The sequence below is a fragment of the Isosphaeraceae bacterium EP7 genome (genome assembly GCA_038400315.1).
In the GTDB taxonomy this organism is placed as follows: Bacteria; Planctomycetota; Planctomycetia; order Isosphaerales; family Isosphaeraceae; genus EP7.
In genome coordinates this window covers 1,468,727-1,480,195 of the sequence record CP151667.1, presented here as the reverse complement: position 1 = coordinate 1,480,195, position 11,469 = coordinate 1,468,727, and the positions used below count along the sequence as shown (strand labels likewise).

10 protein-coding genes are annotated in these 11,469 nt (G+C 67.4%); 3 read left to right on the top strand and 7 right to left on the bottom strand.

All coding sequences use genetic code 11. The features are described 5' to 3' along the window. Positions 1-24 precede the first annotated feature (24 nt). On the bottom strand, positions 25-1,320 hold the full coding sequence (locus EP7_RS05760; protein WP_463526726.1) for a DUF3754 domain-containing protein: 1,296 nt from the start codon (positions 1,318-1,320) through the stop codon (positions 25-27). Positions 1,321-1,549: 229 nt separating this feature from the next. On the opposite strand from EP7_RS05760, the gene EP7_RS05755 reads away from it, so the two are divergent. Then, the gene (locus EP7_RS05755) at positions 1,550-2,575 is read left to right on the top strand and encodes a Gfo/Idh/MocA family protein (protein WP_463526724.1); all 1,026 of its coding nucleotides are present in this window, start codon (positions 1,550-1,552) and stop codon (positions 2,573-2,575) included. Positions 2,576-2,589: 14 nt separating this feature from the next. Next, positions 2,590-4,275: an ArnT family glycosyltransferase gene (locus EP7_RS05750; RefSeq protein ID WP_463526722.1), complete on the top strand. Its 1,686-nt coding sequence runs from the start codon at positions 2,590-2,592 to the stop codon at positions 4,273-4,275. Here EP7_RS05750 and gatB read toward each other — a convergent pair. The 5 genes from gatB to gatC all read right to left on the bottom strand — a co-directional run bounded on the left by gatB (position 4,265) and on the right by gatC (position 8,440). Then, the gene (gatB, locus tag EP7_RS05745) at positions 4,265-5,740 is read right to left on the bottom strand and encodes an Asp-tRNA(Asn)/Glu-tRNA(Gln) amidotransferase subunit GatB (RefSeq protein ID WP_463526720.1); all 1,476 of its coding nucleotides are present in this window, start codon (positions 5,738-5,740) and stop codon (positions 4,265-4,267) included. The two genes, EP7_RS05750 and gatB, sit on opposite strands and share 11 nt — an antisense overlap. 32 nt (positions 5,741-5,772) lie before the next feature. Continuing rightward, on the bottom strand, positions 5,773-6,147 hold the full coding sequence (locus EP7_RS05740; protein ID WP_463526718.1) for a hypothetical protein: 375 nt from the start codon (positions 6,145-6,147) through the stop codon (positions 5,773-5,775). Then, positions 6,114-6,563, bottom strand: a complete 450-nt coding sequence (locus EP7_RS05735) for a hypothetical protein (RefSeq protein ID WP_463526716.1) — start codon at positions 6,561-6,563, stop codon at positions 6,114-6,116. The genes EP7_RS05740 and EP7_RS05735 overlap by 34 nt, the downstream gene beginning before the upstream one ends. Further along, entirely contained in the window at positions 6,563-8,059 is a 1,497-nt protein-coding gene (gene gatA / locus EP7_RS05730) for an Asp-tRNA(Asn)/Glu-tRNA(Gln) amidotransferase subunit GatA (RefSeq protein ID WP_463526714.1), read from the bottom strand. Before gatA ends, EP7_RS05735 begins: the two co-directional genes overlap by 1 nt. A gap of 93 nt (positions 8,060-8,152) precedes the next feature. Next, positions 8,153-8,440: an Asp-tRNA(Asn)/Glu-tRNA(Gln) amidotransferase subunit GatC gene (gene gatC / locus EP7_RS05725; RefSeq protein WP_463526712.1), complete on the bottom strand. Its 288-nt coding sequence runs from the start codon at positions 8,438-8,440 to the stop codon at positions 8,153-8,155. A gap of 216 nt (positions 8,441-8,656) precedes the next feature. Here gatC and EP7_RS05720 point away from each other — a divergent pair, with 216 nt between their 5' ends. Then, a complete protein-coding gene (locus EP7_RS05720; RefSeq protein ID WP_463526710.1) occupies positions 8,657-9,931 on the top strand; it encodes a bifunctional UDP-N-acetylglucosamine diphosphorylase/glucosamine-1-phosphate N-acetyltransferase GlmU in 1,275 nt (424 codons plus the stop codon). A gap of 3 nt (positions 9,932-9,934) precedes the next feature. On the opposite strand, the gene EP7_RS05715 is transcribed toward EP7_RS05720, so the two are convergent. Beyond that, a complete protein-coding gene (locus EP7_RS05715; protein WP_463526708.1) occupies positions 9,935-11,446 on the bottom strand; it encodes an FGGY-family carbohydrate kinase in 1,512 nt (503 codons plus the stop codon). Positions 11,447-11,469 lie beyond the last annotated feature (23 nt).

Here is an 11,469-nt window from a genome sequence, read left to right as displayed (position 1 = left end):
GGCAAGAGCAAAGGCGAAGAATCTTCAAAACTTGTTTAACATGCTGGCCGCCTGCCTGGTCCGGCTGGGGTGCCTGTCGGCGCGAAAGGTCTCGTCCCAGCGTGCGTCGAGAAGTGCGAGCGCCTCGTCGATGGGGGTGGCCTGGTAGGTGCCGTCCAGGCGCTTGATGGCAAGGCCGAGGCGGGCGAGCTTCTCGAGTGAGTCTGTCACCTCGAAGTTGATCTCGGCGCCCGTTCGGTCGTTGAGGAACTGTTCGACGTGCAGGTCGAGGTGGTCGCGTCCCAACGCCTCTCCGCCGTGCAAGGAGGCCCGCCAGAGGAAGTAGTAGCCCAGCATCGTCTCCTTGTACTCCTCCTCCTCGGCCGAGTCGATCAGGCGGGTCAGCACGCTGGCATTGTTGGCCAGCGTCAGGTAGTAGAGGTTGCGGATCACCGAGGACATGTGCTTCTCTTTGGCCCGCTGGAACCCGAAGAACGACTTCACACCCGCCGAGATCGGCCCCGCCATGATCCCGCCCAGGATGTAGGGCGAGAATGAGATGGTCGCCAGCTTCAAGGCCAGGGCCGGGAGGCCGAAGACCAGCGGCGAGGCGATCTGAGCCCGGTCGATCCAGCGCATCCGGACCTTGCTGCTCTGCTCGGGCAGGTGCATCTCCATGTCGACGTGCGGGACGTCCTTGAACAGCCTCATGTAGACCGCGTCGCTCCGCACCATCGTGCCTAACTTCTTCCCCTCTTTGAACTTGATGACGACAACCATCCGCTGATAGGCGTCCAGCACCACCGTCCGCTTGCGGTACCTGGTCCTCGACGTCCGGGCCACCCGGTTGATGTGGGTGAACCCCCTGGCGAAGACGCGCAGGTGCTCGAACATGCCGAAATCGGAGACGAAGTTCAGGCCGGTCTCGTTGGGGGCGGCGATGGCCTGCCGGAGCACGCTGTGATCGAGCTCCAGGTAGTTCGCCTTGATCATGGTGGCGGCGAACTGGTCGAAGAAGAGCTGGGTGGCCTCCGGCGTCGGCTCGCGGCTGCAGTCGGGGATCGCCAGATAGTCCGAGTCGGGGTCGATGGGCGCGTAGAGCTCCTTGAGCTCGCGCAGGCGGTCGTAGAACTCGCTATGGAAGAGGCCGCCGACGATCTCGCCGAGGTGGGAGAGCTTGGTGCGCTCCTCGGGCGTCAGCTCGGGGTCTGAGCCGATGAGCCGGAGCAAGTCCCCGGGCCGGATGGGGAGGGCCCGCTCGCGCAGGTCGTCGTCCATGTCGGGCAGGTTGATCGGGATGCCTGGATCTTCGGCCGCGGGAATTGACCCCGTCGCGGACATCAAGCGCCTCCGTCGGTGGGTCGGGATGCGGCTGCAACCGCCCCGCTCTATTCGTCGGCCTCGCTCAATTATACGATGCGAACCGGGCGGGCGGCGATGCATCGGCCAACCGATGTGGCCGATCAGCCCGAGGCCTGGTACGCTCGATGTCGAATTCACGCGACATCAGATGAGGAAGGAAGGGCGGCCTCGATGCCGCCCGCCAGACCAGGATCGGGAGGGTGCCCCTTTGGCCGCGGAGAGAATGGCCCGTGTCCGCGTCGGCGTCATCGGGCTCGGCCGGCTCTGGGAAGCCCGACACCGACCCGCCCTGACCCGCCTTTCGGATCGGTTCGTCATCCGCGCGGTCTACGACCAGGTGGCCCATCGGGCGCAGGCCGAGGCCCAATCGCTCGGCTGCGCTGCCCCGCTGGGGCTGAACGCCCTGGTCGACCTTCCCGACGTCGACGCCATCTACTTGCTGAGCCCCCAGTGGTTCGGCCTCCGCTCGATCGAGCTGGCCGCGCAGCGGGGCAAGCCCATCTACTGCGCCCTGCCCATCGCAGGTGCGGGCGACGACCTGCCGCGCGTGCGCGAGGTGATGGAGGCCTCGAAGGTCCCCTTCATGCCCGAGCTGGCCCGGCGGTTCTACCCCGTCACGCTCAGGCTCAGGGAACTGCTGGCGACCACGCTCGGCCCCCCCTTCGAGATCCAGGGCCAGGCCTGGCATTCCGGCTTCAGCCGCTACGGCCTGCCGGGCCCGACCACCCAGATGGCCCCCGCGCCGCTCCTGGTCGACCCCGGCAGCTACCTCATCGACTGGTGCCGTTTCCTCTTCGGTCGAGAGCCCCTCTCGATGACAGGCCGATGGGGGCCGCCCATGCCCGACCAGGCCGCCGAACCCGACTTCGAAGGATTCGACGCCGACTTCGGCGGCGGGGCGCTCGCCCGCGTCAACGTCGGCCTCGCCCGACCGAACCTCGAAGGCGACGCAGGCCAGCCCACGCCCCCCCCTGGCTTTCGGATCAGGGCCGAGCGGGGAGAGGCCTGGGTCGAGATGCCCGACCGGATCCGCTGGACCGACGAGCACGGCTCCCACGAGGAACGACTCCCCCTGGAACCCGGGTTCGGCGAGCTGCTCAACAACCAGTTCTACCGCCTGGTCTGCGGCCTTCCGACCCTGGCCCCGTCATGGGACGACGCCCTGGTCGTGACCGACCTGGTCGCAAGCCTCAGGGCCCAATCCGACGCCAGGGGGTCCCGATCCGACGCTTGAGGACGAACCCGGCGATGGATGCGCCCCTTGTTGTGACCCCACCGGCGCCGATCGGCACAAAGGCAACGCGATGGTGCCTGCCGGCCGTCGCGCTGGCCGCGCTCGTCGGCGGATGGCTGATCGTCGACGCGTCGCCGCGCAGCTCGGCCACCTATGACGAGGTCTCCTATCTGGAGATCGGCTGCCGCTGGTGGCGGACCGGCGACCAGGAGCGCATCACCAGGATGGGCTCCCCGCTCACATTCTGGAAGCTCCAGCAGGCCCCCGTCCTGGCGGTCCTCGACCGGACCGGGCACTCCGACTGGATCGACGACCCCATCGGCCACCAGGCCGAGCTGCTCACCCACATGCGCATCGGCTCCCTCTGGATCTGGATCCTGGGCCTGATCGCGGTGGCCACCTGGGCGAGGCAAGCTGAAGGCCCGCGGGCGATGGCCTTCGCCGCCTGGCTTTACGCACTGAGCCCGAATCTGCTGGCCCACGCCGGCCTCGTCACCATGGAGCAGCCGCTCGTCACCGCCTCGGCCATCCAGTTCTGGCTGTTCTGGAGGTTCCTGAGGTTCGACGAGTCGCGTTCCTTTTGGACCTCGGCGATGGTCGGCGGCCTGGCTTTCTCGTGTAAGTTCACCGCCATCCTGTTCCCGCCACTCTTCGCGCTTGCCTGGGCGTCCGAGCGTTATCGCCGGGGCGGCATCGAGGGCTGGAAGATGCTCGCGCGGATGTCGGCCTCGATGGCGTGTTATGTGCTTGTGCTGCTCGCCGCCGACCTCGTGATCACCGCGGGAGCCACCCTCCCTCTGAGCGAGCAGGTCGACCATCACCCCAAGTTCGAGGCCCGCTTCGGCGCCCGCGCCACCCGCCTCTTCTCGTTCGCGTTGGAGACTCCGATCCCGGCAGACTGGGTCGGCTTCGCCATCCAGGGTCGGCACCAGAGCGGCGGCGGCGCCAGCTACCTTCTCGGTCAACGAAGCCTCTGGGGCTGGCGTTCCTACTATCTGATTGCCCTGGCCGTGAAGCTCCCCTTGAGTGTCTTCGCCCTGGCCCTGGTCAGGCTCACAATCGGCCGCAGGCCCGCCCTGCGTAGCGGAGACCTCCTGATCCCGGTCACGCTGGTCGCGTTCCTGGTCCTCACGTCGCTCGGTTCGAGCCGGAACTACGGGCTGAGGTACCTGTTCCCGCTGGCCCCCGCGGCGATCGTGGGGCTTTCGAGCCTGGCCGAGCGTTCGCGCCTGATCCGCCGCCTGACCCTGATCGGGCTGGCCGGCCAGGCGTTTGCCGTGGCGAGCATCCACCCGCACGAGCTGACCTTCTTCAACGTCGCGGCCGGCGGCCCCATGGGGGGCATGATCATCCTGGCCGATTCCAACCTCGACTGGGGCCAGGGGGCCCGGTCCCTGGCCCGGCTCCAGCTGGCCGAGCCCGCCTATCGCGACCTGACCTTCTATGCGTTCGGCGACACCGACCCCGGCTTCTACGGCGTCGTCGGCCGCCGGATCGTCGTGAACGCCGACGACATCCATTCCGGGCTGCCCGAACGACTGGAGGCCGAGACGCCCTATCTGGCTGTCTCGACCTCCTTGATCCACGGCCCCTGGGGCCCTGCCGGCTACTTCGACGACCTCAAAAGGCTGCGGCCCGTCGCCCAGACCGATGATCGGACGATCCTGATCTACCGGACGCCCGACTCGGTCAGGCCGTGAGCTCGGCGAGCTTGACGTCGAGGATCTCGCCGACGAGCGCCGGCGAGGCCTTGCCGCCGGTCTGCTTCATCACCTGGCCGCGGAGGAACCCCTTCACCGCGTCGGGCTTCTTCTTGCCCCCCTTCAGGTCTTCCATCGCCTTGGGGTTGGCGGCGATCGCGGCGTCCACGGCGGCGGCGATCTCGTCGCGGTCGGAGACCATCTGGTAGCCCCCGGCCTCGATGATTTTCGCGACCGGCTCGCCGGTCTCGATCATCTTGCCGAGCACCTCGCGCCCCTGGTTCGTGTTCAGCTCGCCCCGCTTCACCCGGTTGATCAGGTCGGCCAGTGCCGCGGGCCCGACAGGGAAGTCGGCCAGGGTTTGCTTCTTCTCCTTGATCACGCGCAACACGTCCTGCTGGACCCAGTTGCTGGCGAGCTTGTATTCGCCGGTCGCACCGGCCACCGCGTCGTAATAGTCGGCAACGTCCTGACCCTGCTCGACGAGCACGTTTGCGTCGTATTCCGAGAGCCCGTAATCGGCCTCGAACCGCCGGCGACGCTTCGCGGGCAGCTCGCCGATCTCCGACTTCAGGCGGTCGATCCAGGCCTGGTCTACGACCACCGGGACGAGGTCGGGCTCGGGGAAGTAGCGATAGTCGGCGGCCGTCTCCTTACTGCGCTGGAGCTTCGTGACGCCGTCGGGGTCATTCCAGCCTCGCGTCTCCTTGGGGGCGTCCTTGATCGTCAGGCCGTCCTTCTGCCACTTCGCGTACTGCCGCTCGGCCTCATACTGGATGGCCCGCTCGACCGACCTGAAGCTGTTCAGGTTCTTGACCTCGACGATCGGCGTGGCGATCGTCTTGCCGTCCTTCTCGACGTGAACATTCACGTTGGCGTCGCACCGGAGCGACCCCTCCTGCATCTCGCAATCGGAGACGCCCAGGTAGCGCAACGCCAGCCGCAGCTCGTCCAGGCAGCCCTTGGCGTCGGCGGCCGACCGCAGATCGGGCTCGGTGACGATCTCCAGCAGCGGGATGCCCGCGCGGTTCAGGTCGACCTCCGAGAACCCGCCGGTGCCGTGGATCAGCTTGCCCGTGTCCTCTTCCAGGTGGACCCGCACCAGCCGCACCGAGCCACCGCCGCCGCCGTCCTTGCGCGTCGGGATGGGCACCGACCCGCCGGTGCTGAAGGGGAGGTCATACTGGCTGATCTGATAGTTCTTGGGCAGGTCGGGGTAGTAGTAGTTCTTGCGGTCCCACTTGGTGAACGGCGTGATCGTCGCGTCAAGCGCGATGGCGGTCTTCAGCGCCAGCTCGAACGCCTTCGCGTTCATCACCGGCAGCGTGCCGGGCATGCCCAGCGAGACCGGGTCGGTCTGGGTGTTGGGAGGCAGCCCGAACTCGGTCCCGCAGGCCGAGAACATCTTGCTCTCCGTGCTGAGCTGGACGTGCACTTCCAGGCCGATAATGACGGTATACGACATGCGAAGGGCCGCTCCCAGAGAACGTCAAGGCGTTATTTCAGGTATTCGTCGATCGGACGGTAACCAGGATCGAGGGCGTAAATGCCGCCCTGACGATATTCGTCCGTCGTGAACATCGAGACTGAGACATGATCGAGAAGTTCCCCGACATCCATGCCACCCCCCCACTTCACGATGGAAGCGAGCGGGACGTTGCCGTCCGGATAAACGCCGCCCCACTTCTTCATGGTGTCATCAACCCCACTCGACGCGGGGACGACGAAGACCACGTTGATCCTCTCCCATTCTTCGTCGATCTTGGCGAAGACATGATACTCGCCGGGCTTCCACCCCTCGCCCGCGGCGAGTTCGTCGAGGGCTCCCGACACCCGCTTCAGATATTCCTCGGCAGATGTCGCTTGAACCATGGGATCAATCCCGCCGTCCGATCGAACATGGAGTGATGGAAGGACTCTGCTTGTTTTCGATCGATTCCCGGTTGCGGCGAGTATCGGAGAATGCTGAGCTTATCCGCGTAGATCTCCGCCATTCTCCAGTGCGTGTTCATGGCAAGGTCTTTGCCCAGCCTCCGACTTTGTCCGCTCAGGGTCAGCAGGCCTGGTAGGTGATGGAATTCGAAACCCTTCGGGAGATAGTCGAGATCGAGTCGTTGGCAGATCGTGACCTTCAGGCAGATTTCCAGGGCATAGACGCCCATCGCGATCGAGGAGACGAACCGCCCGGCGGCGACCAGGGCTTCCGCGTCGAGGCGACGGTCTTCGAGCGCGAGGAGTAGATCCTTGAGCGTCGCGCCTGATCTCGACGCAAACTGTTCACCCGCCATTATACCAACCCGGGCCGCCGGAAATGCCAGTCGGTCATCTTCTCGTAGACCCTGGCCGTCCGGAGCAAGTTCTCCTCGGCGAAGGCGGGGGCGAGCAGTTGGAGGCCGATAGGCAGGCCGGTCCCGGTGAGGCCGCAGGGGATGCTCAGGCCGGGGATGCCGGCGAGGTTGGTGGTGATGGTGTAGATGTCCGAGAGGTACATCGACAGCGGGTCGGCCGTCTTCTCACCGAGCTTGAACGCCGCAGAGGGGGTGGTCGGGCCGATCAGGACGTCGACCTCCTTGAATGCGGCGTCGAAGTCGTTGCGAATCAGGCGGCGGACCTTCAGGGCCTGGTTGTAGTACTGGTCGGCGTAGCCGGCGGAGAGGGCGAAGGTGCCCAGCATGATCCTGCGCTTGACCTCGGGGCCGAACCCTTCGGCGCGGCTGGCCATCATCATCCGGATCAACGGGGGAATCTCTTCCTCGCCCGGATACTTCGGCGAGAAGTCCTCGGCGCGATGGCCGAAAATCGTCCCGTCGTAGCGGGCCAGGTTGCTGGAGCACTCGGCCGGGGCCACCAGGTAATAGGCGGCCACGCCATACTTGGAGTGGGGCAGTGAGACCTCGTGGATCGTGGCGCCGGCCGCCTGATAGACCTTGATCGCCTCGCGCACGGCGGTCTCGATCTCGGGGTCGAGCCCTTCGCCGAAGAACTCGCGAACCAGGCCGATCCTGAGCGATTTCGGCGGGGTGTTCAGCGTGGCCGGGTAGTCGGGCACGGGCTCGTCGACGCTGGTGGCGTCCATCGGGTCTCGGCCCGAGATCACCTTCATCAGCAGCGCGGTGTCGGCCAGGTCGTGCGAGAATGGGCCGATCTGGTCGAGCGAGCTGGCGAACGCGATCAGGCCGTAGCGGCTCACCCGGCCGTACGTCGGCTTCAGGCCGACGATCCCGCAGAGCGCGGCCGGCTGACGGATGGAGCCGCCGGTGTCGGAACCCAGCGAGATCGGCGCGAAGTCTGCGGCCACGGCGGCGGCGGAGCCGCCCGAGGAGCCGCCGGGAATCCGCTCGGTATCCCAAGGGTTGCGGGTCGGCCCGTAGGCGCTGTTCTCGGTCGACGAGCCCATGGCGAACTCGTCCATGTTCGTCTTGCCGATCAGGATCGCGTCGGCCGCGTGCAGCTTCTTGATGACTGTCGCGTCATAAGGCGGCCTGAAATTCTGCAGCATCTTGCTGCCGCAGGTGGTCGGCTCGCCGCGTGTGCAGAGCACGTCCTTGATGGCGATGGGCACGCCGGCGAGCGCCCCCAGCGGTTCGCCCGCTTTGCGACGACGGTCGACATCCTGCGCCTTGGCGAGCGCCGCCTCGGCGTCGCGATGCAGGAAGACGTGAAGCCGGTCGTCGAAGCGGTCGATGCGGTCGAGGTAGGCGCGCGTGACCTCCTCGGCAGTGACGGCGCCGGACGAGTACTGGTCGATCAGGCCGGTGGCCGTGACGCGTGTCGGGTCGATCATGGGTGAATTCGGCGCGTCAAAGGGGAGAGGGTGCGAGGGTGCACCCAGGGGTCCGTCGTTGAGGCTCGTCGGCGTCGGGCAGCGTGGCCCGGATTATTCCAGCACGACCGGGACGAGGAAGCCCTCGCGGTTGCGCTTGGGGGCGTTGGCCAGCGCGTCTTCACGAGACAGGGACTCGCCCCGGACGTCCGGGCGGAAGACGTTGCGGACCTCGACGCCGTGCGCCAGCGGCTCGACGTCGGCGGTGTCCAGCCCCTGGAGCTGGGCGACGAACTCGACGATCGAGTTGAGCTGGCCGGTGTAAGTCTGCAACTCGTCGGGGCTCAGGCGGAGCCGGGCCAGCAGGGCGACCTTCGCCACCTCGTCGGGTGTCAGGGCCATCATTCGGACTCGCCTGGGCATGCTCGTGGGGTCAACACCGCGCGTCGCGGCAACGGTCGGAGGTCGAGGCGACCAGTGTGCCAGAAGCCCCGCCCGGGTTCAAGGTTAGCGGCCCATGACGTTTGACGGCCTCGACGGCAACGCCGTAAGATCATGGGTGTGTGCGTCCGGGACGGCCGCCGGCCAAACTTCAACCTCGACGTGGAGAGAAGCGACATGGTATCCGGGCCTCTGGCGATCATCCTGGCGGCGGGACACGGCAAGCGGATGCGGTCGGAGAAGGCCAAGGTCCTGCACGATCTCTGCGGCCGGCCGATGATCCGCTACGTCGTCGACGCCGCCCGTGCCGCGGGAGCCCGCACCATCGTCGTCGTCGTCGGCTACGGCGCCGACCAGGTCCGCGCCGCCCTGGCCGGCGAGCCCGACATCCTCTTCGCCGTGCAGAAAGACCAGCTCGGGACCGGCGACGCCGTCAAGGCATGCCGCCAGGTGCTGGGCGACTATCGCGGTCCCGCCCTGGTCCTGGTCGGCGACGAGCCCTTGATCCGGCCCGAGCCGCTGGTCGACCTGCTCCGTCGCCAGGAGGCTGAAGGGGTCTCCGCGCTGCTGGGCACCGCCATGATGCCCGACCCGACCGGCTTCGGGCGGATCTTGCGCGACACCTCGGGACGCTTCCTCAGGATCGTCGAGCAGCGCGATTGCAGCCCCGAGGAGGCCGCCATCCGCGAGGTGAACCCGAGTTGCTACGTCTTCGAGCTTCCCGTGCTCTGGGACGCGCTCGACCGCCTGGGAACCGGCAACGCGCAGGGGGAATACTACCTGACCGACGCCCCCGAGCTGCTGCACGAGATGGGCCACAAGGTGGTGGCCGTCCCCTGCCTGGACCCCGACGACGTGCTCGGGATTAACACCCGCCAGCATCTTGCTCAGGCCCACGCGACGATGCAGGCCAGGATCCAGGACCGCCTGATGTCCGACGGCGTGCACATCGTCGACCCCCGGAACACCTACATCGACGGCCGCGCCGAGATCGGCCAGGACACCGTCATCTTCCCGTTTAGCGTCCTGACCGGAACGGTACGCATCGGCCAAGGCTGCCGCGTCGGCCCGTTTGCCCACCTTCGAGACGGTACCGTCCTGGGCGATCGCGCCGAGGTCGGCGCCTTCGCCGAGGTCAATCGGTCGACCCTCGACGCGGGAGTGCTGGTCCGCCACCTGGCCTACCTGGGCGATACCCACGTCGGGGCCGGTGCAAACATCGGGGCGGGCGTCGTCACGGCCAATTATGACGGCCAGTCGAAAGGGGCCACCGAGATCGGCCCGAACGCCTTCATCGGCTCCGGGGTCGTGCTCGTCGCGCCGGTGAGCGTGGGCGAAGGGGCCGTCGTCGGCGCGGGCGCGGTCGTCACACGGGGTCGTGACGTCGAGCCCGGCCAGACGGTCGTCGGAGTGCCGGCCCGGCCGATCGCGAGCCGGGCCGGCAGGTCCTGATCGTCAGGCTTTGAGGCGGCCGTACAGCTCTTTGTAGCGGCCGAACAGGTCGTCATAGATCCCGGCATGCGCCGCGTTCGGCTCGACGACACGCTCGACGTTCACCATGCGCTCGGCGGCCTCGTCGAAACCGGAGGCGCATCCGGCTGCGATCGCCGCGGCCATCGCCGAGCCGAGTGCGCACGACTCCGTCTCGCGGGTCAACGTGATGGGCCTCTGGAGGATGTCGGCGTGAACCTGGAGCCAGAGCGGCGACTTGGCCCCACCCCCGCCCACGACGATCCGCTCGACCGCCAGCCCGTGTGCCGCTGCGTCTTCCAGGATGTGCCGCGTGCCGCAGGCCGTCGCCTCGTAGAGTGCCCGGAAGATGTGGCCGGGGCCGTGCGACAGGCTAAGGCCGACGATCGCTCCGCGTGCCGCGGGGTCTTTGTAGGGCGAACGATTCCCCTGCCAGTCGTCGCGCACCAGCAGCCCATCGGCGCCCGGGGGTGTGGCGGCGGCCTGCTCATCCAGGACCTGGTAGACGTTGACTCCCCGCTGTTCCGCGAGCCGCTGCTCATGGCCTGCGAAGTGGCGGCGATACCAGTCGAGGATCGAGCCCGTGGCGGTCTGCCCCGCCTCGACGGTATAGAGCCCCTCGACCGTCGCGTCGGGATAGCAGCCGGCGGCCCCCGAGCCGAAGACCCCCACGGCCGACTGCGCCAGGTGGCAGGTGCTGGAGCCGACAATCACGGCCACGTCGCCCGCCGCGGTCGCACCCAGCCCGAGCATACCCAGGTAAGCATCAATCCCCCCTTGCGCGACCGGAGTTCCCTCGCGCAGACCAAGCTCGGCGGCCGCTTGCCGGGATAAGGTGGCGCCGCCCGCACCAAGCGGGACAATCGAGGTGGGCCACTTCGTCGGGAGATCGTCGAGACCGACGGCCGCCATCATCGCCAGCGGCCAGCCGCCGTCGGGCCGTGCGTAGTTCCACTTCACCGCGACATGATTGAGCGAGAGTGTCCAGTCGCCGGTCAGCTTGTGCATCATCCAGTCGGTGCACTCGATGATCCGGTCGGCTCTGCGATAGGTCTCTGGTTCATTGCGCTTGAGCCAGAGCGCCTTGGGAAGCATCCACTCGGGAGAGACCCGGCCCGAGACGTAGCGCAGGATCGGGTCGTTCGTCGCGCCGATGTCATCGGCCTCCTTCGACGACCGCTGGTCCATCCAGAGCAACGCGGGCCGCAGGGGCTTGCCGTCGAGGTCGCAGGCAAGCACGGTGCATGCAGTGCAATCGAGGCCGATGCCGACGATCTCGTCGGGCTTCACCTCGCCGCTGGAGAGGGCCGCGGCCAGGGCCTCGCGGGCGGCCTGCCACCAGCGCTCCGGGGCCTGCTCGGCCCAGGCGGGCCGAGGGTAAGTCGTCTCAATGGCAGCGACGCCATAGGCGACGGTCTTGCCTTCCAGATTCACGAGAGCCGCGCGGAGGCTCTGGGTCCCGACATCGAGGCCGAGCAGGAACGGACCTTGGGCCATCGCGGCCTCCAACAGCGTGTCGG